General features: G+C 59.5%; 15 protein-coding genes and 2 pseudogenes. 5 read left to right on the top strand and 12 right to left on the bottom strand.

Features of this window, described 5'->3' with window-relative positions; genetic code table 11:
- The first annotated feature begins 73 nt into the window (after positions 1-73).
- A complete protein-coding gene (locus tag AC3WQZ_RS03815) occupies positions 74-751 on the top strand; it encodes a GntR family transcriptional regulator (RefSeq protein WP_233528044.1) in 678 nt (225 codons plus the stop codon).
- A 525-nt stretch (positions 752-1,276) separates the two neighbouring features.
- Here AC3WQZ_RS03815 and AC3WQZ_RS03810 read toward each other — a convergent pair.
- The 5 genes from AC3WQZ_RS03810 to AC3WQZ_RS03790 form a co-directional block, all read right to left on the bottom strand.
- Positions 1,277-2,287: an XdhC family protein gene (locus tag AC3WQZ_RS03810; RefSeq protein WP_058697589.1), complete on the bottom strand. Its 1,011-nt coding sequence runs from the start codon at positions 2,285-2,287 to the stop codon at positions 1,277-1,279.
- Between the two features lie 36 nt (positions 2,288-2,323).
- On the bottom strand, positions 2,324-2,908 hold the full coding sequence (locus AC3WQZ_RS03805; RefSeq protein ID WP_070940825.1) for an SRPBCC family protein: 585 nt from the start codon (positions 2,906-2,908) through the stop codon (positions 2,324-2,326).
- A gap of 105 nt (positions 2,909-3,013) precedes the next feature.
- Positions 3,014-5,494, bottom strand: a complete 2,481-nt coding sequence (locus tag AC3WQZ_RS03800; RefSeq protein WP_058697588.1) for a xanthine dehydrogenase family protein molybdopterin-binding subunit — start codon at positions 5,492-5,494, stop codon at positions 3,014-3,016.
- The gene (locus tag AC3WQZ_RS03795) at positions 5,491-5,988 is read right to left on the bottom strand and encodes a (2Fe-2S)-binding protein (RefSeq protein WP_058697587.1); all 498 of its coding nucleotides are present in this window, start codon (positions 5,986-5,988) and stop codon (positions 5,491-5,493) included. The genes AC3WQZ_RS03800 and AC3WQZ_RS03795 overlap by 4 nt, the downstream gene beginning before the upstream one ends.
- A gap of 27 nt (positions 5,989-6,015) precedes the next feature.
- Positions 6,016-6,888 (bottom strand): FAD binding domain-containing protein, encoded by an 873-nt coding sequence (locus AC3WQZ_RS03790; RefSeq protein ID WP_058697586.1) that lies wholly within the window; start codon positions 6,886-6,888, stop codon positions 6,016-6,018.
- A gap of 776 nt (positions 6,889-7,664) precedes the next feature.
- Between AC3WQZ_RS03790 and AC3WQZ_RS03785 the strand changes: the two genes are divergently transcribed.
- Entirely contained in the window at positions 7,665-8,861 is a 1,197-nt protein-coding gene (locus AC3WQZ_RS03785; RefSeq protein ID WP_058697585.1) for a porin, read from the top strand.
- 16 nt (positions 8,862-8,877) lie between these two features.
- Here the strand turns inward: AC3WQZ_RS03785 and AC3WQZ_RS03780 are convergent.
- A pseudogene (locus AC3WQZ_RS03780) lies at positions 8,878-8,973 on the bottom strand (IS5/IS1182 family transposase); the annotation flags it as partial.
- A 359-nt stretch (positions 8,974-9,332) separates the two neighbouring features.
- Positions 9,333-9,661: pseudogene (locus AC3WQZ_RS03775) on the bottom strand (adenylate/guanylate cyclase domain-containing protein); the annotation flags it as partial.
- Positions 9,662-9,747: 86 nt separating this feature from the next.
- Between AC3WQZ_RS03775 and AC3WQZ_RS03770 the strand changes: the two are divergent.
- Positions 9,748-10,839: an IS630 family transposase gene (locus AC3WQZ_RS03770; RefSeq protein WP_058697583.1), complete on the top strand. Its 1,092-nt coding sequence runs from the start codon at positions 9,748-9,750 to the stop codon at positions 10,837-10,839.
- Between the two features lie 264 nt (positions 10,840-11,103).
- Here AC3WQZ_RS03770 and AC3WQZ_RS03765 read toward each other — a convergent pair whose 3' ends face one another.
- Positions 11,104-12,003, bottom strand: coding sequence for a LysR family transcriptional regulator (locus AC3WQZ_RS03765; protein ID WP_058697582.1), 900 nt, complete (start codon positions 12,001-12,003; stop codon positions 11,104-11,106).
- 96 nt (positions 12,004-12,099) lie between these two features.
- Here AC3WQZ_RS03765 and glaH point away from each other — a divergent pair, with 96 nt between their 5' ends.
- Positions 12,100-13,032, top strand: a complete 933-nt coding sequence (glaH, locus tag AC3WQZ_RS03760) for a glutarate dioxygenase GlaH (protein WP_058697581.1) — start codon at positions 12,100-12,102, stop codon at positions 13,030-13,032.
- An 85-nt stretch (positions 13,033-13,117) separates the two neighbouring features.
- A complete protein-coding gene (locus tag AC3WQZ_RS03755) occupies positions 13,118-14,353 on the top strand; it encodes an alpha-hydroxy acid oxidase (RefSeq protein WP_058697580.1) in 1,236 nt (411 codons plus the stop codon).
- 97 nt (positions 14,354-14,450) lie between these two features.
- On the opposite strand, the gene AC3WQZ_RS03750 is transcribed toward AC3WQZ_RS03755, so the two are convergent.
- The 4 genes from AC3WQZ_RS03750 to AC3WQZ_RS03735 form a co-directional block, all read right to left on the bottom strand.
- Positions 14,451-15,896, bottom strand: coding sequence for an aldehyde dehydrogenase family protein (locus AC3WQZ_RS03750; protein ID WP_058697579.1), 1,446 nt, complete (start codon positions 15,894-15,896; stop codon positions 14,451-14,453).
- A 9-nt stretch (positions 15,897-15,905) separates the two neighbouring features.
- A complete protein-coding gene (locus AC3WQZ_RS03745; RefSeq protein ID WP_116318645.1) occupies positions 15,906-17,060 on the bottom strand; it encodes an iron-containing alcohol dehydrogenase in 1,155 nt (384 codons plus the stop codon).
- A 260-nt stretch (positions 17,061-17,320) separates the two neighbouring features.
- Entirely contained in the window at positions 17,321-19,027 is a 1,707-nt protein-coding gene (locus tag AC3WQZ_RS03740) for a flavin-containing monooxygenase (protein WP_199414555.1), read from the bottom strand.
- Complete coding sequence (locus AC3WQZ_RS03735) at positions 19,028-19,942, bottom strand: alpha/beta hydrolase (RefSeq protein ID WP_058697577.1); 915 nt, start codon at positions 19,940-19,942, stop codon at positions 19,028-19,030. It abuts the gene before it with no gap.
- Positions 19,943-20,641: the final 699 nt, after the last annotated feature.

Genomic DNA, 20,641 nt, shown 5'->3' with positions numbered 1-20,641 from the left:
TTCAACGTTTGACGGTTGCTAGTGCGCGATGTACTCTGGATCCAGAGTACAAGGTACAAACTTGGAGGCCAGTGTGATCAAGCTGCAGAAGATTTCTGCCAGACCGGACTATGTGGAGGAGGTGTACAAGACGCTGTTGGATGCCATCAGCGATGGATCCCTCGAGGCCGGAACCCGCCTGAAGCAAGAGGAAATCGCGGAACAGATGCAGGTTTCCCGCTCGCCAGTGCTGAAGGCCCTCCTTCTGCTGAAGAAGGACGGCTTTGTGCAGGACGTCCCCGGTCGAGGTGTAGAGGTTGCGCCCATGGACGCCACCGCTATTTCCAACCTTTACATGATCCGCGGCGCCCTCGACGCGCTTGCCGCCCGCCTTGCCGCCGAGCGCCGCTATGAGATCGATCCCAAGCTCCTCGCGGCTGGACGACGGGTTATCAAGGGCAAGGACGTCAAGGCCATGGTCGATGCGGATATGGCCTTCCATCGGGCGATTTACGACGCATCCGGCAATCCCCTCATTGCAGAGAGCGCCGAGGTCTACTGGGCCCATCTGCGACGCGCAATGGGTGCCGGCTTGCAGTTCGCCACGCAGCGCGAACCGATTTGGGATGAACACGAGGCAATTGCCAAGGCAATTGCAGCAGGTGACAGCGCGCGCGCGGCCGAACTGAGCGAACTCCACACCACCCGCGCGCGGGAATTGGCCGTTCGGCTCAGCCAGTCTCAGGCGGAGCAGCGGTTGGCGATTGCGTAGCCGGACGCCATCGCGCATGGCCCACAGCTTGCCATTTGCTCAGCGGAAAGCGATTTGCGGCGAGCAGTGAAAGACGTTCGCGAAGCGACTCTCATCAAGGTCCCGTCTGCGAACCAGGAAGTTAGCAAGTACATGGGGGGAGCCTGAAGGCGTGATGACAAGCTTCACAGTTGCTGGCGGGCGCACACGTTTCCGCAGCGCCACACCGGGACGAGTAGGGCTTTCCAGTTGCTTAGCATATCCTTGTCATCGTGCTGTCGCGCCCCCCGCCGAAGTGAGATAGCCCTGTTGGTCAGCTTTCGGCTACCCATATTGCCTTCGCCTGTCTACTGAAGGCTCGGCCCTCGGATCTTCCACCCCAATGACACTCGGTTCCATAGTTTGTACAAATTTTCCGAGAGATTCTGCTCGAACATGGCGATGGTTTCGTCATCGCTGGACCATCTCGACGCCAACCAAGTGGTGTTGACGGGGTAATTACGATTCTTCAAGGCACTCCGTCTTGATGTCCGGACACAGTTGGACTCACAGGACCGCACAGGCGTGCGTGTCCGTTCCCGCCTTGCGGGCCATAATGTTCCAGCCGTCAGGCAGTACGATGCCATTCTTTACTGCGGTTAGTTCCGCGACGATCGAGACAGCGATTTCGTGAGGGGTCTTGCTTCCAATGTGAATCCCGATCGGTCCATGCATGCAGCGAGCCTGGTCTTCTGTGACGCCGAACTCAAGCAGGCGCTCACGTCTCATCCGGTTATTTGCGCGCGAGCCGATCGCACCGACATAAAAGGCGTCCGATTGCAACGCCTCCATCAACGCAAGGTCGTCGAGCTTAGGATCATGCGTCAGGGCAATCACCGCTGTCCTACGGTCAGGCCCCATGGCGATGACCGTGTCGTCCGGCATGGTTCTCACCAGCGTCGTTCCCGCCACGTCCCAATCGCCGACGTACTCGTCGCGAGGGTCGCAAACTGTCACCTGGTACTCCAATGCAACCGCCATGCTCGCCAGGAAGCTAGACAATTGCCCTGCGCCGATCAACAAAAGCCGGTACCGTGGGCCGTACACCGTCACGAGGTGCTGCGCATCGAGACTCAGGACATCATCGGGTTGCGCCGGTCGGAAGCAAATCGCACCAGACCTTAAATCGAGCACACGAGCAAACAGTTCGCGACGCTCTACCCGTTCTAGCATTTCTCCGATGCGGGCCAAGTCGCGATGCGATTCAAGTACGAGTTGAATCGTACCGCCGCAGGGCAAACCCATTCGCCGCGCCTCTTCCGCATTAACACCGTAGGTCACGATCTCCGGCGTGTCGAAGGAGAGGAATCTCTTGGAATTCTGATAGATCAGGTCATCCTCAATGCAGCCACCTGACACCGAGCCAGACACACGACCGTCGTCGCGCAGGGCCAGCATTGCCCCGATCGGACGCGGGCTGGAACCCCAGGTCCTGGTGACGGTCGCCAACGTTACTCCATGACCAGCCTCCAACCAGGCCTTAGCGTCTTTCAGTACTTGCAGGTCAATACTGTCCATGTAGGCTCCTTGGCGCCTCGTTCCGGCCGCAGGCCCCTAACGGAGCAACGTGAATGCCGTGGCAGCAGCCGCGCTCAAGCCAATGATCCAAGGAAGCAGGCGGGCGTAGGGGATGCCGCTGCTCGTTCGTGCAATGGGCGCCGCCATGACCTCTTCTGCCGGAGTAGTGACGGCCGGCGCTGCGGCTGCCAACGTCTGCTCGAAGGCAGTAAAGAAATCGTCAGCCATCTTCCTGGCCGCGCTGTCAACCAGCCTGGAGCCAATCTGCGCGAGCTTGCCTCCGATTTGAGCCTTGGCGGTGTATTGAACCCGCGTACCCTGTTCCTCGGCGCACAGCACGACATCAGCGCCACCCTTGGCGAACCCAGCTGCGCCACCCTGCCCTTCAAAAACGAGTGAATACGAGGTCGGCGCGTGTGCGTCGACAATGGTCAACTTGCCCTTGAAGCGAGCGCTGACAGGACCGACCCTCGCTGCCACCACAACTTCAAATGCGTTATCGGAAGTTGCGGAGATACTCTCGCAGCCTGCGATGCAGGACTTGAGGATCTCCGGGTTATTCAATGCATCCCAGACGGCTTGCTGCGGGGCATTTACATGCTGATGGTTCGAAAGTTCCATGGTCAGACAACTCAAACGTTAATGCGATAGGGAGCGGGCCGTGGCTGCGCCCAATCTCCCCGGATCAAACCTCAATCCTGAGGCGCGCGTGGCTGAGCGGCGCAATCAGCCATTTTTGCACTGCGCTTCCCGTACAATCCGGCGAATACGGCTAGGGGTAAGCGGGACCTCGGTCAGTTCCACACCGTACGGTCGCAGCGCATCCTCAACGGCTTGCACCATCACCGGCGGTGCAGCCATGCGTCCGCCCTCGCCGCCACCCTTAATACCGAATTCCGTGTAGGGCGACGGCGTCTCCACGTGACCGACACGCAGATTCAAAGGCACCTCATGCGCAGTTGGCATGTGGTAGTCCGCAAAAGACGCCGTGAGCAACTGGCCATTGCTGTCGTAGTGGAATTGCTCATACAGGGCCGTGCCGATTCCTTGAGCCGCGCCGCCTCGCACATGGCCATCGAGCGTCATGGGGTTAACCACAGTGCCGCAATCGTGTACAGCGACATAGTCAAGGATGGTCACTTTCCCAGTCTGCGGATCAACCTCGACCGCAGCCGCGTGTGCCATATGCCCCATGATCGGGTAGAAGATGCCAAGATGGCTACGATCGGACGCCGGCATGGTTGTCAGCGGATGGTCGTAAACCGAGGTTGTTTCCAGGCCGCTGGAGAATTCTGGCGTATCCGGGAAGTCCAGACGGAAATAGTGGATAGCCGATGCAAGTTCCGCAATCGTCTTGCCCGATCCCGGGATGCCCTTGATGATAACGCGACCGCCGGACAGTTCCAGGTCGTCGCTACTGCATTCCAGCATATGTGCGGCAAACCGGAACATTTTGTTGCGCAGCGTCCTTGATCCCGCCACGACGGCCCCTGCAACCATCACCGTATATCGACTGCCGCCCGGCCCTGTACCGTTGAACCCCGCGTCCGTATCAGCGTAGCTGACCGAGATGTCAGACGGCTCAACGCTGAGCGCCTCCGAAACAATCTGCGTCACCACGGTCTCGGGACTGTTGCCCCAGAATGGCGCGTTCAGCTTGACAAATACCTTACCGGTGGGATCGATCCGCATCGACACCGCCTCGGGCGAACTGGTCAGCGCGAATCCAGGCTGCTCCGGAGGATTCAGCGACCAGAACTCGGTCGAACTGAACACGCTGCGCTCCTGGCAGGTCACCACGCCGATGCCGATGTACTTGCCTTCCTTGCGCGCGGCTTCCTGCCGGGCACGCCATCCCTCATAGTCGAACATCCTGAGCATCTCTTGCATGACCGCCTGGTAGTTGCCGCTGTCATACACATTGCCCGTGGGAATCACGAAGGGAAATTCCTCCGGGCGGATCAGGTTGCGCCGGCGGATCTCGACCGGGTCCAGATTTAGCTCTCGCGCGGCAGCATCCACCATCCGCTCTATCACGAAGTTGGATACTTCCGAACCAAAGCCACGATACGCGCCCTGCTGGCACTTGTTGGTCAGCACTGCGATGATTCTCGCCTGCACACTATTGATACGATAGGGCCCAACGATCTGAGAGAATGCATTGCCGTGTGTCCCATACCCATACTGCAGGTAAGCGCCATAATCATCCATGACTTCATAGCGAAGGGACAGGATAGTGCCATCGCGTTTGACCGCAAGCTCGGCTTCGTAGACACGGTCGGAGCCGTGTCCGTCAGCGTTGGTCATATTGTCGAGGCGGTCCTCGATGAACTTTACCGGCTGACCTGCAATGCGTGCCAGCCCCGCCGTCAGAACAATAACCTTGTGCAGGAACAGCTTCGAGCCGAAGCTGCCACCGGCAAGCGTCGGCACGATATTGAGCTGCGTCGAAGGGACGCCGAGAGAAGCTGCGCAGAGCCACCCGACATAGGTATACATCGACGTGTTGCAGTGGACCGTAAACTTCCCGGTGCCGGGATCGTACTCCGCAACCGCGCCGACAGTCTCCAGTGGCTGCGGCCCCGACCGGTTCCACCGCAGGCGACGCTTGATAACTAGATCGGAGCGAGCGAAGTCGTCGTCAACGGGACCGAACGCAAAGGTACGGTCCATCGCGACATTACTGTCACCCAGGTCCGGGTGGAGAACGGCTTCACCCTTGGCATGCAACGCCGCCTCGAAATCTGCAACGACCGGCAGCTCCTCGAAATCCACATCAATCAGTTCGAGTGCATCCTCCGCGATGTACCGGTCCACCGCAACGACAGCGGCAACCGCTTCGCCGACATGGCGCACCCGGTCGATGGCGATCGCGTGCTGAACGACAGGCGGGCTCGAGAATGTCACCGTCGGTCCAGTCGTTTCCGCAAACTCCTTGCCGGTGACGACGGCGATCACCCCGGGCAACTCGCGCGCACGACTGACGTCGATCGATTTGATACGGGCGTGAGCGAACGGGCTTCGCAGCAACGCAACATGAGCCATGTTCGGCAGCACGATATCGTCGACGTACTTACCGCGACCAGTGAGCAGTCGCGGATCCTCGACTCGCTTCATGCTCTTGCCGATCCAGCGCAAATTCTGACGAGGCGCTTCCGATTGCCGCGACGCCGGGATTTTTACGTCCGGGATATATCGCTCGGTCATGGCTGCACTCCTTGTTGTTGGCGCATGGTTTCGGCTGCCGACATGATGGCATCGACGATCGTCTGATAACCCGTGCATCGGCAGAGGTTGCCCGAGATGGCTTCTGCGACTTCTTCACGCGTGGGATTGGGATTGACACTCAGCAGCTCCTTGGCGGTCATGAGCATCCCCGGCGTGCAAAAGCCACATTGCAGGCCGTGCTTTTCCCAGAACGCCTGTTGCAACGGATGCAACTTCTCGATCGTGCCGAGGCTTTCGACTGTTTCTACAGCCGCCCCTTGCACCTGTACGGCGAACGTCAGGCACGAGCGTACCGTCTTGCCATCAAGCATGACGTTACAGGCGCCGCAGACCCCATGCTCACAGGCGACGTGTGTTCCGGTCAGATGGCATTCATTACGAAGAAAATCGGAAAGCAGCATACGGGTCGGTATGCTCCGCTCATAAGTTTTGCCGTTAACGTTGACGGCAACATCGATCTTGTGGACTGTCATGGCTTCAACTCCAGTGGTGCGTTGCAGTCAGGCATGCCCTTGGGCGCGCTCCGCCGCCCTGGCGAGCGCTCGGGCGGTCAGCGTACGAATCAGGTCGTGGCGGTACTGCCTGTCCGCATGGATGTCTTCGATAAGGTCGAACCCTTCACTAGCAAGCGCAGCGACGCGGTCGAACAACTCCGTTGACGGCGACTGGCCTGTCAGAGCTTGCTCGACCGCAGGCAGACGCCGCGCCCGGTCTGACACACCCGCGTAGGCGACCGACGCTTCCTCGATACGTCCACCGCGAATATCGAGCAGCGCGGCGACTAAAGTCATGGCGAAGTCGCCCTGGCGCGCCGACACTTCCTCAAACGCGTAACCGCGGCGGCTCGCCGGCACCGGGATTTGCACCTCGACCAATATTTCATTCGGTTCAAGTGCCGTGGCATAGATGCCCTGGAAAAAGTCCTCGGCCGCAATGCGGCGTTCGCCGCCAATGCCTCGAACCACCATAGTGGCCCCTACAGAGAGCATGACTGCCGGCATCTCCGAAGCCGGATCGGCGTGGCACAGATTTCCACAAAGGGTGCCGCGGTTCCGAACGGTTCCGTGCGCGACGTAGTGATAGGCTTCGCTCATCAAAGGACAGCATTCCTGGACTAGCGCTGAATCCTTCAGATCGGCGTGCCGCATTAACGCGCCGATACGGAGGATATCGCCGTCGCGACGGTGATAATCCAGTTCGCTCACGCCATTGATGTCAATCAGCACATCGGGCCGGGCCATCCGAAAGTTCATCATCGGCACAAGGCTTTGCCCGCCAGCAATTACCTTGGCGTCCGGGCCGGACTGTGCCAGCAGCCGCAGGGCGTCATCCAGCGTGCCGGGCCGGCGGTATTCAAAGGATGTGGGTTTCATATGTATTTCCAGGTCGTCGACTAGAGGCCAGTTGCAGATGTGGCCCGACGAATACATGAGGTTCCTGCTCTCGCGCCGATGACAGACGGTCACCGTTGCTGCTGCGACGCATGAGCCAACTGAAGGGGCGACCTAGGGACGCCTGACGAAATTAGAGGTGGAAGCGAGCGGCATCGAGGACGGAATGCCGTTCCACGGATGCAAAGGGCGGATGGGCAACATGTTGTCTCCTTTTGTCTTTATCGTTCGATAATTCTTGGTCGAAGCGCACACATTGTCAAGTGATAAATTACGAGAAGAAAGAAAGACAATATTTGATGCAGCTAGGTCCATGCTGGGGCGTGAAGTAAATCGGTTTCCGCCTTCCTGACAGCCCCCTCGCTCTTGCTGCGCTTCCCTAGCAGAGACATCCCTCTTCCATAATTCGAAGCGTGGGACATTTCTGTCTCCCAACCGGACACTTATGTCCGCCGGCTGTCTTCTGGGATTTGCTTAGGCTCACTTCAGAGCTGAGTTCGACAGCATTAATTACGGGATTACCCTCGAAAATTGCACCTAATCCTCCTTGGCACAGAACTTGATCATGCATCACCGCAATCGCAGCGCCGAACACACCAGCTGCGCATTGCTTGCGGCATGGCTCGCACCCCAAAGCCTGGCTCTGGGCGGCTGTGCAACAGAAATATTTACGCCCCTTCGACAAGGTCATCGCGACCGAACCGAACACATCAAAGAACTGGCGTCGCTCTGTCGCACGCCAACACAGGAGACGAAGTATGAGTCGTTGCGCAAAGCATTCTGCCGCCACGGTGTCAGCCCTGCTGGCCCTGGGCGCCACATTCAACGCCAACGCGCAATCTACTGTCACGCTGTATGGCGTGGCAGATATCAACGTCGAGTTTGCCAACCACGTCGGCAGCGTACCGTCGGCATCCAATCAATTCACTTCCGGCACCGGGGATAATGTCTACCGCATGAACTCTGGCGGCGTCGCCGGGTCGCGATGGGGCCTGCGAGGTGTTGAAGCACTGTCTGGTAGCTTGAACTCAGTCTTCGTGCTCGAAAGTGGCTTTGCCATCGATACTGGAGTCGGTGAACAAAGTGGACGGCTTTTCGGACGGCAGGCATACGTCGGACTGCAGGACCAACGCTATGGCCAGCTATCTTTTGGCCGGCAGTACACCTCTGCCTTTGATGCGCTGGCAAACTTCTCACCAATGGCATTTGCTACGCAGTATGATCCGGTTGTTGCACTCACCGGCCCAAACTTCCGGGAAGACAATTTGCTCAAGTATTCCGGCACATTCGGTCCGGTTACGGCGGTTGCGCATTGGTCCTTTGGTTCGGGCGTTGCCTTGCCACAAGTCGTAGCGCCCGGTGTCGCACTAGGCGGCAATGGCGAAGCGCCTGGGCACTTTCGGCGTGATACGGCGTATGGCGCCGGGCTGAACTATTTCGCCGGGCCGCTTGGCCTGGCGATCAGCTACGATCAGCTCAATCCGTCGATGGGTATCACTGGCGGCTCCATTAGCAGCGGTTCCTTCAAGAAAGCAGCTACTGCCGTCAGCTATAGCTTTGGCGCGGCGAAACTCATGGGGGGTTATCGCTGGGGACAAAACAAGGCACCCAATGGGGACACGCTTCAGCGCGACGATCTATACTGGATCGGTGGAACCTTTCAAGTCACACCCGCATTGAGCATTGCGCTCTCATACAACTACCAGAATCTGAAGAGACTCCTGGACAGCACGTCTTCACCGAATCCTTGGCAAGTAGGCTTTCTTTCCAGCTACTCGCTTTCCAAACGGACTGACCTCTATCTCACCAGCGCATTCTCGAAACATGCCGGGCTAATGCTTGACTCGGCCGCGACAGTGTTCGCAAACAGCCTCGCGCTCGGCAACAGCTACGCGCTTGCCACAGGGAAGGACAACATGTTCGGTGCTGCCGTGGGAGTCCGTCACACCTTCTGAGAGCCAGTTTGAAAGTTCAAGGATGGGCGGCTCTGCGCAGTAGAAGTCCGCCCATTGCAATATAGACCATGGCCTCGAATACGCCGGGACGCCGCTCATAGTCCCTGACCAGTGCATGTAGCGCAATGCGATGTTCCGTAAGCAGGGAACTGCCAGCGACCTCCTGCGCCAGGCCGTGCTTGAACGAATACTCTATCTCGGGAAAGGGGGGCAGGTCGTAGATGAACTCGCCCTCCAGGCAGGAGGGCGAGTTCATCTTCCGGCTGCCCGACAACCTGCCGGATCAGGCTCAGAGGGAACCGCTTGCCGATCACCGCAAGCGTCTGCAACAGTGCCCTCTCCGCGATGGAAAGCCGGTCGATGCGGGCGGCAAGCACCCCTTCTTTGTCGGAATATGCAAGCTGGGGAGCGTCTCCTCGATCTGGTAACTTTCGGGCACGCCCACCAGCGCGTTCTCCTCGGGACCAGAGTCCCGAACAGTGCGAGGATCCCGTCGCCCAGGGACTTGGCGACGTAGCCTTCGTAGTGATGCACGGTCTCCATCATGAGGCCACCACGGTCAATGAGATGGCGTGCTTCTTCGGGATCCAAGTCGTGGATCAACGCCGTCGATCCGGCCATGTCGGCAAATAGTGCCGTGATCGTTTTGCATTCGCCCGCGCGCTCCCCCTCGCTTCCAGCGTTGCCTGTTCGGGCAAGGTGCGCTCGGCCAGGTGGGGTGGCGTGTAATGAACCGGGGCAAACTCCGCAAGTGGAGTTGCACTTGGAGGCGCGCCACACTCACTGCAATACTTGGTTATTGGGCTCGACTCTAGTGTCCTGTCCCGTAAATAACTGGCATTAGTCTTGCATACCGTTTCGGCATTCTGGGAACGGAGATATCGAGATGATTACGGGCAGACCGAAGGCCGAATTGGTGTTGAGCGAAGACGAACGCGCGCAGTTGCAGGCGTTCGCGCGCAGCCGGTCGTTGCCTGCTGCGTTGAGCAATCGGGCGCGCATCATCCTCTGCAGCGCCGACGGTGAGCTCAATAGCGCGATCGCCGAGCGGCTGAAGATGGGCAACGCCACGGTCGGCAAATGGCGTGCGCGCTTCATTGCACGCCGAATCGCCTGTCTGTATGACGACGTTCGCCCGGGGGCCCCTCGCACGGTCGACGACGAACGGGTGGCGCAATTGATTCAGACCACCCTGCATACGAAGCCGGCCACTGGCTCGACACACTGGAGCGTGCGTGCTGTCGCGGCCGAGACCGGCATCTCCAAGAGCAGCGTGCAGCGCTACTTCCAACTCTTCGGGCTGCAACCTCATCGTACCGAAGGCTTCAAGCTGTCTACCGACCCGTTCTTTGTCGAGAAGCTGCGCGACGTGGTGGGCTTGTACCTGAGCCCACGTGACAACGCGCTGGTGCTGTGCGTGGATGAGAAAAGCCAGTGCCAGGCACTGGAGCGCACGCAGCCGATGCTGCCCATGGGATTCGGCTACGTCGAGGGCGTCACGCACGACTACAAACGTCATGGCACCACCACGCTGTTTGCGGCGCTGAACATCCTGAATGGAGCCGTGCTGGCGCGATGCAAACCGCGCCATCGCCATCAGGAGTTCCTGTCGTTCCTCCGAGAGATCGACCAGGCCGTGCCCGCCGAGCTGGACATTCACTGCATCGCCGATAACTACGCTACGCACAGCCACCCGAAGATCAAGACCTGGCTGGCAGCGCGTCCGCGTTGGCACATGCATTTCATCCCGACCTACAGTTCCTGGCTCAATCAGGTCGAACGTTTCTTCTCCCTCATTACCGATAAGGCTATCCGCCGCGGCTCGTTCACTAGCGTCAAGCAGTTGGTCCAACGCATCGATCATTTCGTGACCGCTTACAACGCGGACTGCCAGCCGTTTCGCTGGACTGCCACTGCCGACTCGATTCTCGAAAAGTTGCACCGACTTTGCTCACGTATTAGTGGGACAGGACACTAGTTGCCACAGCGTGGACAGACGCATGTCAGCTTGGCGCGGCACTCTTGAATTTTGCCGCAATTGGATTCTCGAACCGACATTTTGTGAAGCACATATCACTCTCCACCACTTCGGCCCGCCTTATAGGCCACTAGACGCCCAATTGATTCCGGTTTCAATCAGTGCTTGGGTGCCCGATCTGCTGCGGCCCGCTGACCTGCTCAAAGAACCGCCCCGCCCTGCGAGAGACAAGCCGAAAAAGCCCGTCACTTGAATACGGCAACGCTATGGCCGAGTTTCACAAGACAATGACTCCTCAACAAAGGCGCGAACTGCAGGGGAAAGCTCTCGCTTCCGGCTAGCGATTGCCAAATCAACAGCATACTCAAAGTCCTGGATGGCTCTGTAACAAACCTCCGGCTGTAGAAAATTCCGCATGGACTCGGGTACGACAGCCACGCCGTACCCAGCCGAAGCCAGGCTAATCGCAGAGATGAAATCCTGAACGCGATAGTCGAGAATCGCCGAAAATCCTCCGGCGGATCCCAACGCCGACAGTACCTCTCCGAAGCCCTCCTCCTCGTCGAACTGCGGCGAAACAAAGGACTGATCTTTCAGGTCACTGGCAACCAATCTTGGCTTCCTCGCCAGCGGATGGCTCTCCGCCATGGCAACGACCACACGTTCACTCTGTATGAGCGTTGCCGTCAAGCCCGCCGGATACTGGCGCCGCAGCCGCACAATGCCGACATCAATCTCGCCGCTATCCAGCGCTTCAAACTGCCGTGGCGTATCCATGGCCACGACCTCAACGCGCACATTTCCATGGGAAACGCGGAAATGGCGCATTAATCGCGTCAGCACACCGCTGCTCACGCCAGAAGCTACATATGCGATTCGGACAATGCCCGCAAGGCCTCGTGCCGCCAGCCGGCCGACCTGATCGGCTCGTTCCAGATGTCGCAACGCCCCCACGGCTTCCGCATGGAACAGACGCCCCGCATCCGTGAGCGTCACCGGTTGCCGTTTGTTCCGATTCAGCAGGCGAACTCCCATGTCCTGCTCCAACCGCTGAATCTGCGCACTCAGGGCGGATTGCGCCACATCGAGGCGATCTGCCGCCTTGGCGAAGTGCAGCTCCTCGACCACGGCAGTGAAGTATCGCAATTGCCGGGCATCGATCATTTGATCTCCATCTCCGAATAAAGATTATGTTCGGGCCGCTGGATGCCGACCAGGAAGCAGGCTGAAATGGAGTCCCGAACTTAGAAGGAGACCCCAATGAACGCACCGCTCGCAGACGCGATTCTCTCCACCCCCGAGCAACCCCTCTTCCATCTGTTGCCCCACGCCGATCACCATCGCCTCATGCATGTCACGGCCGACGAGGCCGCACTTTCCGGCTTTCTTGACGACGCCCGACATGTCGATGTCCAGAATCTCGAGTACGTCCCGTTCATGCGCTACCACCTCGCCAACCTGCTGGTCCAGCGCCTTGGCAACGGCTTCGCGCAAACCTTGATTGACTTGGTCAAGAACCGCCGCCACGGTGGATTCACGATGGGTCTCCAGGGCCTTTCGGATGACTCTGCAGACTTCGTCCGGCTCGGTACGGCCGTGTGCCATATCCTCGGCCCCAGCAATCACGATGCAATGTCCGGGACATACTACGCCCGCTTCATCGTGAAACACACGGACGACAGCGACTCCTACCTGCGCCAGGCCTATCGCCTGTTCACGATGCACACTGACGGGACGTTTGTCAGTGAGGCGACAGACTGGCTGCTGATGATGAAATTTTCCGAAGAAAATGCCATCGGTGGGGAATCGCGTTTCTTGCATCTTGATGATTGGGACGAGATCGAGCAATTCGTCAATCACAAACTTGGGACCAGGCCCTTCCAGTACAAGGCGCCAGGCTCCAAGAATGTCTCCGATAGAGTCGAGCGCCCCATTTTCTTCCAGAGCCAGTTCGGACTGTCGATGTCGTTCATTGATCAGTTCGTCCAGCCCGCCGACCGCGACGAAGCGGCCTTTCTCCATGCGTTGTCGGCCTCCATGGAGGCGTCCGCCGGCACGAAGGAAGTCTCCCTTCCGGTCGGCGACCTCGTCGTGCTGAACAACTATTTCTACCTCCACGGTCGGGCGCCTTTCAAGAAGAATGAGTCGCTGTTCCGTGAACTGATGCGACAACGCGGCACCCTCGCATCATGAGATGGGCTGGCGCTGTTAATCCCGTATTGCGATCGTGTCGATGCGGATGCCGCGCCACTCGAACGAGCAGAATGCAGGAAGACAAATGAAACTCCACGAAGGCACAAGAATTCCGGAGGGGCTGCCTGCCACGCAGCGCCATCTCGCCGCCTATGCGGCGAAGAAACATCTCCCTCCCAAGCTGCAGAAGATCCTTTCCCTGGCCGACTTCGAAGCCGCCGCGCGCAGCCATCTGCCACGGCCGTTGTTCGGCTACATTTCCGGCGCCGCCGAGGACGGCATATCCCTCAATGCCAATCGAAACGCATTCGAGCAGCTTAGATTTCTCCCCAAGGTCTTGATCGACGTATCCCATCGATCGCAAGACACCGCCATATTTGGCAAGACCTACGCATCTCCATTCGGCATTGCACCGGTGGGCATCAGCGCCATCTCGGCATATCGGGGCGACATCGCGCTGGCGCAGGCGGCGCAGGAGGAGAACATTCCGGCGATCATGAGTGGCTCGTCCCTGATTCCGATGGAAGCCGTCCATGCCGCTGCCCCCGGCACATGGTTTCAGGCCTATCTTCCCGGTGATACCTCGCGCATCGACGCGTTGATAGACAGAGTCGGCGCAGCAGGCTTCTCGACGCTCGTCATTACCGTCGACATCCCGGTATGGGCGAACCGCGAGAACAACGTACGGACGGGGTTCTCGTTGCCGTTGCGCCCCTCCCTCCGACTCGCAATGGACGGACTGGCCCACCCCCGCTGGCTCGCTGGAACCTTCTTGCGAACCCTCATCGCTCATGGCATGCCCCATTTCGAGAACTCCTTCGCGACCCGCGGCGCGCCCATGCTCTCGGCTTCGGCAATACGTGACACGACTGGCCGGGACCACCTGTCCTGGGCGGACATTGCGCGGATCCGCCAGCGCTGGACCGGAAACCTGGTCATCAAAGGCATTCTTCATGCTGACGATGCCAGGCACGCCGTTTCGCTTGGTGCGGATGGCATCATCGTCTCGAACCACGGTGGACGCCAACTGGATGGCGCAGTCGAACCCCTGCACGTACTGCCGCATATCTGCGATGCGGTCGGAGACCAGACGGTCGTGATGATGGACAGTGGCATCCGGCGAGGTGGCGATGTCCTCAAGGCGCTGGCGCTGGGCGCTCGCTTCGTCTTCCTGGGTCGACCATTCATGTATGCAGCGGTTGTCGGTGGCATACATGGTGTAAGACATGCTATCAGCCTGCTCAGGGAGGAAGTCGATAGGAACATGGCTATGCTCGGCACGCCAACGATTGCGCAGGTTCATCGCGACGTGCTTGCCTGAGCCTAACATGGGGTCGCGCAGACCGCGTGGCCCTTCGTACGCTACTCGATGCGTAGTGAGGCGGCCGGCTTGAACCGCCGACCGCCCCGCGCCACCATCACGACAGCGTGTAGGCCGTCTTGACCGCAGTGTAGAACTCGCGCGCATAAGTACCCTGCTCGCGTGCCCCGTAGCTGGATCCTTTGCGACCCCCGAAAGGCGAGTGGTAGTCGACCCCGGCAGTCGGAACGTTGACCATCACCATTCCTGCGACCGAGCGCCGTTTGAAGTCAGTCGCATACTTCAGGGAGTTTGTGCAGATGCCGGACGACAGCCCAAAGTCGGTGTCATTGGCCACGGCCAAAGCTTCCTCATAGTCTTTGACTCGAATCACCGTCGCAACAGGGCCAAAGATTTCCTCGCGATTGACACGCATATCATTGCGTGTCTCCGTGATCAGTGCCGGAGAAAGATAGAAGCCTGGGGTGTCGCGCTCAAGACGTTCGCCACCAGAAACCAGGCGCCCGCCCTCCGAAACTCCCAGGTCGATGTATTGGCAGTCCTGTTCAAGCTGATCCTGCGACGCCACCGGCCCGATATCGGTCCCGTCTTTCAACGCATGGCCGATGCGAAGTTCGGACATGCGCCTTGTCATCGCCGCCACGAAGGCATCGTGGATACCCTCCTGCACCACGAGGCGGCTGGACCCTGTGCAGCGCTGCCCGGTCGAGTAGAACGACCCCTGAATGGCGACGGAGACCGCAACGTCCAGGTTGGCATCATCGAGAATCACCAGCGGGTTCTTGCCGCCCATTTCCATTTGCACCTTTGCGCCACGCTGAACACACGTGACTCCGAGGTGCCGGCCCGTATCGACCGAGCCCGTGAAGCTGACGGCCCTGACCTTTCGCGAAGCTGCGATGGCCTGACCAACACTGGAACCAGGTCCCATGACCAGATTGAAAACGCCCGCGGGCAGTTTTCCTGCGCGGACGATAATTTCCGCCAACGCCCAGGCGCTTCCGGGCACCAGATCGGCGGGCTTGAATACGACGGTGTTGCCGTAGGCCAGCGCGGGAGCAATTTTCCAGGCCGGAATAGCAAGCGGGAAGTTCCAGGGTGTAATGATCCCCACAACGCCCTCGGGTTCGCGCGTCACTTCGACGTCGACACACGGGCGAATGACCGGCAGTTTTTCTCCGCTGACGCGCAACGCTTCGCCTGCAAAGAACTTGAAGATGCGACCAGCACGCACTGCTTCGGCAACGCCTTCGCCACGGGTCTTTCCCTCCTCGCGCGACAATAGTTCCCCCAACGCTTCGCACCGAGCCAGGAGCTCCGTGCCAACTCGATCGAGCGCATCGGCTCTTTGCTCTGCCGTCCACCTTTCCCAAACGCCTCGGACGTCAAAGGCGGCGTCAATGGCTTGCTCGGCTTGCTTGGCGTCGGCGCGGGTGTAGGCACCAATTACGTCGTCGGTATCAGAGGGGTTGATGTTCTGGCCGGTTCTCGGGCCTTCGACCCACTCGCCGCCGATGTAGTTTCTGTGAATGGATGTCGTCATATCAGTGATTCAGTAGGCTGCCTCGTACAGGGCCAGCGCCTGGTCGTATTCGATCTCGCGGGGATTGTGGACCAGTAGGCGCCGAATATTCATCACGTCCCGGGCCAGCATCGGGATGTCCTCCCCCCTTACCTTCACCTCGCGCAGGCTGTGCGCATACGGCATGTCGGAGACCAGTTTGCAGATGGCGTCGACAAAGTTTCTCGCAGCGTAGGTGTCGGTGGTCGATTCGAGTTCCGGCAGCAATGCGCGTCCCATCCGCGCGTAGATGGCGCTTGCCGATTCGAGATTGAATCGCAGCACATGGGGCAGCATTAGCGAGTTGGAGAGCCCGTGCGGCACGTGGTAGTGAACCCCGAGCGGATAAGCTAGTGCATGGACGGCACCGACGGAGGAATTGGCGAAGGCCATGCCGGCAAAAAGGGAGCCGAGCAACATTTGTTCCCGAACATCGAGGTTCTTGCCGTCGTGGATCGCCAGCGGAAGATTGCGGTAGAGCATCTTCAACGCCTCTATCGCCAGCGCATCCGACAACGGGTTCTTCTTCAGATGCGTGGTGAGGGTCTCGATGGCATGAACCATGGCATCCACGCCGGTCATGGCCGTCACCGCCGGTGGCAAGCCGACGGTCAATTCGCAATCGAGCAGCGCGAGATCCGGCAGGAGCAGCCCTGCGACAATCGGCTTCTTCTCATGCGTGGGTGTAGTCACCACGGAAATCGGCGTAACTTCGGAACCAGTGCCCGCCGTGGTCGGGATCTGGATCAGCGGCAGCCGGGGCCCGCGCGCCAGACCCACACCGTAGATCTCGTCCATCGCCTGAGGGGTACGGGCGAGCAAGGCCACCAGCTTGGCCGTATCGAGCGAACTGCCCCCACCGAAGCCGATCACGCCATCGGCGCCGGCCTGCCTCGCGCTGTCGGCGGCATTAATGATGGTGGCCTCTGGCGGATCGGCCAGCACATCAGCGTATACCGTGACCTCCACTGACGCGTCTCGTAGTGCCTCGATAGCCGATGTCGTCAGACCGGCCTTATGTAGTCCGCCGTCCGTGACCAGGAAGGCGTGCCGCATTCCGTGTTCGCGGGCCAATGTGCCAAGATGACGGATTGCGCCGCGCTGACACGTAATCTTTGGGGTGGTGTGGAAATCAAATTGACTCATGTTTGGGTTTCTCCTCGGCATCTCAGTGGACCCTCAACGGCTTCGGTAAGCCAACATGCGCCCGCCATGTTCTGCGTCAAGCGCCGCATGCGAAGGCGGCATTCCGACTGGCGCAATGCATGGTGAGATGCGACCGCAGGGTGATGTGCCACGTGAATGCGGTGCCGTCTGATCAAGACCAGACAGCACCGCCCGCGGGGCAAAGCGGATTGACCTGGCGCTGCTCACGCCAGGCAGACTTGCCGACTTACCTGGCCGGCTCAGCTCGACAGCACAAAGCCTTCATAGCCGTTCCGGGCGTTCTCTTCGCACTTCTCCAGATACAAAGGCAGGCCACCCGGGTAGTTGAGCATCTCGCGCTTCTTGCCAGGAATGTTGGCGCCCATGTACCACGAGTCGGTCTGGACGAACAGCGACTTGGATGCCACGTCATTCACGTGCTCGGCCCAGGATTCGTCGGCTTCCGTCGTCGACTCGATGCGCTGGTATCCGTTGTCCCGCAGGTGCTCGAGACACTGAATGACCACATCGCCCTGTATTTCGGCAGCGGTCGGCCCGTTCAGGAAGCCTGTGGGAGCATGGGGGCCATACACGAAAAGCAGGTTCGGGAAACCAGCGGTTGCCAGGCCCAGGTTAGCGCGAATGCCGTCTTTCCAGCGATCATTGAGCGTCGAACCATCGGTGCCGCGAATATCGATGCTCAGGATGCCGCCGGTGACCGCATCGAAGCCGGTGCCGAGGACAAGAATATCGAGCTCGTGCTCCGCCCCGTCGTTCATGACCACCGCCGTCGGTGTGACGTGGTGGATGGGGTTCTCGCGAATGTCCACCAGTGTGACGTTAGTCTGGTTGAAGACCTCGTAGTAGCCGTTTTCCAGGCACGGCCGCTTGGTGCCAAATGGATAGGGTGCGGTGTCGGGAGCCATCTTACTGGCGATTTCCGGGTCGTTGATGCGCGCACGCGTCTTGTCCCGCCAGAAGGCGTACGCCGTGTCGTTGGCCTCCTTGTTTGACAGCACGTCGTTGAACGTCGCCAACCATGGGTGGAATCCCGCTTTCGCCCAGACCGCCTCATAGGTTGCCTGACGCTCCTCCGGCGACACTTCCATGGCGCCTACAGGCAGGAAGTCCATATCGAATCCGGCGAATGTCCGTCGACGCAAGGCATATCGTTCGGGATAGGCTTCCTTCATCCTCGCTTGCATCTCGGAATTGGTTTGGCGAGGCCCCATCGGCAATGCCATGTTCATGGTGCGCTGGAAGACGGTCAGGTGGGATGCTGTCTTGGCCGCCTCCTGAATAACCTGCACCGCACTAGCACCGGTACCGATGACACCCACGCGCTTGCCCTTGAAGTCCAGCCCCTCCTGCGGCCAGACGCCGGTATGCGGCTTCGGACCGGAAAAGGACTCCAGACCATCGATCTTCGGAATATACGGCTTCGCGGCAAAGCCCGTGCACAGGATCACATAGCGGCCCTGGAACTGCTCGCCGCCGGTCGTCTCCAGCGTCCACTGCTTCTTTGCCTCATCAAAGTTTGCAGATGCCACGCGCGCGTTGAATTGCATGTCCTTGCGCACATGCCATTTGGAATCGACATAGTGGAAGTACTCGCGCAGCTCTTCCCAACCCGGGAAGAGTTCCTTCCAGGTCCAGTCCTTCCACAGGGTCTCATCGGAAAATTCGTAGATCGGGACCTGAGTGTCCACCCGGGCGCCCGGGTAGCAGTTCCAGTACCAGATCCCACCGATGTCCGGCGCGGCTTCAAGCAGGCGCACCTTGAAGCCGCGCTTGCGAAGGTTGTAGAGCTGGTAGACGCCCGAGAAGCCTGCGCCCACGATCAGGACGTCATAGTGGTCGCCCGCTGCATGACTGGCGGAAGGAGTCGTTGCTGAGGAAATAGCGCTGTTCATGATGAAATCTTCGTATAAGGCGATTGTCGAAAGTTCGTGGTTGGCGTTATCCATTCATGCCAATCCGATGCGGGGGCGCACCCACTGCGCCATCCTCTGGATGACGTCATCCGCTTCGGGCGCCACGCCGGCCAGGAACTGGAAGACGTGCTGCATATCGTCGTAGCAATCGAACTTCACCTCGACACCGGCCTGCTTTGCCTTCTCGACGATGCGAATGCTGTCATCGAGCAGCGTCTCCGCATTACCCACCGTCAGGTAGATCGGGGGATATCCGCTGTAGTCGGTGTAGAGCGGGTTCGCCAACGGGTCGTAGCGGTCTCCCTCCGGACCGATGAACAGCGGCCCCAGAAACTCCGTGGTGTCCTTCGACACAAAGGCATCCCGATGTGCGTTGGTCTCGTAGGTTTTCCCGGAGATATCCCAGCCCGCCCACGGCGAAATCGGCATGGTGGCCGCCGGCAGCGGAAGATCGCGCGCACGTGCTGACGCAATGGTTGTCAACGCAAGTGCGCCGCCTGCCGAATCCCCCACCAATGCAATATGCCGGGGCTTCAGGCCCTGATCCTTCAGGAGCCATTCATAAGCTGTCGTCATGTCATTGACCGGACCCGGGTGCGGATTCTCCGGAGCCCGGCCATAGTCGACAATCAGCGCCCGGCAGCCTACGGCCTTGGCAATGTGGGCGAACATCTTCCTGTGCGTGTACATCGATCCGACGACATAGCCACCTCCGTGCGAGCAGAGCAGTGCGCGGTCCGGATCGCACCCTTTGGGAATGGCCCACATTGCCGGCACGCCTGCGGCATTGACTTCGATGTAGTCGACACCACCAGGTTCGGCGGTGACATCGCCCCAATGGGAGAACAGTTGTCGCACTTCTTCCAGCGACATGTCGGGCTTCTCGCTCATTGTCTTGACCCAACCTGCATACAAGGTCTTGAGCGCTTCAGATTCAACGCTAGCCATACGTCTCCTTTCAGTCTTGTGAGTAGTAGTCAGTTCCCTTTGCATCGGGTCGGCGCGTCGCGAACCGCCGCCCCCAGATGCATTGGTGTTACCTGTAGATGCGACATCACGGGCAAACCTCATAGATCAAGTTCTGTGCCACCCGGTTTTGGCACAGAAAGCAAGGGTTTTCCCTGTGAAAATGCGCTGATTTCAAGTGGACGTGCCGCATCTGTCCGAGGCCGGTCGGACAAAAATGTCTCGCGAGTCTTGGGACAGGACACGCCGGCTTTGGAGCGAGTGGACTTGCTAGCGGCATGGCTGGCGCACGACCGCAGGTTGCAGGCCTCATCGCAGTGGATCGTGTGGACGCCCGCCTGGAAACGAGAAGTCGATGGGTGCCGATTTCGTGCTGGATCCGACGAAACGCAATGTGGTGCGCGACGTCATGGAGCCGAAGCAAGGCGCTGGCCCGGTCGTCGTGCCCGGGCGGCTAGGAGCGCATGTGCCGAATGCGCAATGTCGTTTTCAGCCAGCGCATCTGGCTTCCTTGCCTCGTCACGCACAAGTACTCGCTGGACGATGTGGTGGTGCACACGAGTTTGCCCGCAGCTTCACCCGGCTGCGACAAAGCCTGGCGAATCGTCCCCCTTTCTTCCCAAACGGAGTTGTGTAATGATCTAAAGATAAAGAAAAGGCTGCCTGGAAAGGCCCGGTAAC

Source organism: Cupriavidus sp. FW305-26 (genome assembly GCF_058787975.1).
Note: the sequence above shows the minus strand (reverse complement) of the source record. Positions and strands in the feature narration are given on the sequence as shown.

Bases quoted from the DNA above. Each gene is read 5' to 3' on its own strand.
- AC3WQZ_RS03810 (WP_058697589.1), bottom strand. From the start codon at position 2,287: ATGGACAGTATTGACCTGCAAGTACTGAAAGACGCTAAGGCCTGGTTG.
- AC3WQZ_RS03805 (WP_070940825.1), bottom strand. From the start codon at position 2,908: ATGGAACTTTCGAACCATCAGCATGTAAATGCCCCGCAGCAAGCCGTC.
- AC3WQZ_RS03800 (WP_058697588.1), bottom strand. From the start codon at position 5,494: ATGACCGAGCGATATATCCCGGACGTAAAAATCCCGGCGTCGCGGCAA.
- AC3WQZ_RS03795 (WP_058697587.1), bottom strand. From the start codon at position 5,988: ATGACAGTCCACAAGATCGATGTTGCCGTCAACGTTAACGGCAAAACT.
- AC3WQZ_RS03790 (WP_058697586.1), bottom strand. From the start codon at position 6,888: ATGAAACCCACATCCTTTGAATACCGCCGGCCCGGCACGCTGGATGAC.
- AC3WQZ_RS03785 (WP_058697585.1), top strand. From the start codon at position 7,665: ATGAGTCGTTGCGCAAAGCATTCTGCCGCCACGGTGTCAGCCCTGCTG.
- AC3WQZ_RS03770 (WP_058697583.1), top strand. From the start codon at position 9,748: ATGATTACGGGCAGACCGAAGGCCGAATTGGTGTTGAGCGAAGACGAA.
- AC3WQZ_RS03765 (WP_058697582.1), bottom strand. From the start codon at position 12,003: ATGATCGATGCCCGGCAATTGCGATACTTCACTGCCGTGGTCGAGGAG.
- glaH (WP_058697581.1), top strand. From the start codon at position 12,100: ATGAACGCACCGCTCGCAGACGCGATTCTCTCCACCCCCGAGCAACCC.
- AC3WQZ_RS03755 (WP_058697580.1), top strand. From the start codon at position 13,118: ATGAAACTCCACGAAGGCACAAGAATTCCGGAGGGGCTGCCTGCCACG.
- AC3WQZ_RS03750 (WP_058697579.1), bottom strand. From the start codon at position 15,896: ATGACGACATCCATTCACAGAAACTACATCGGCGGCGAGTGGGTCGAA.
- AC3WQZ_RS03745 (WP_116318645.1), bottom strand. From the start codon at position 17,060: ATGAGTCAATTTGATTTCCACACCACCCCAAAGATTACGTGTCAGCGC.
- AC3WQZ_RS03740 (WP_199414555.1), bottom strand. From the start codon at position 19,027: ATGGATAACGCCAACCACGAACTTTCGACAATCGCCTTATACGAAGAT.
- AC3WQZ_RS03735 (WP_058697577.1), bottom strand. From the start codon at position 19,942: ATGGCTAGCGTTGAATCTGAAGCGCTCAAGACCTTGTATGCAGGTTGG.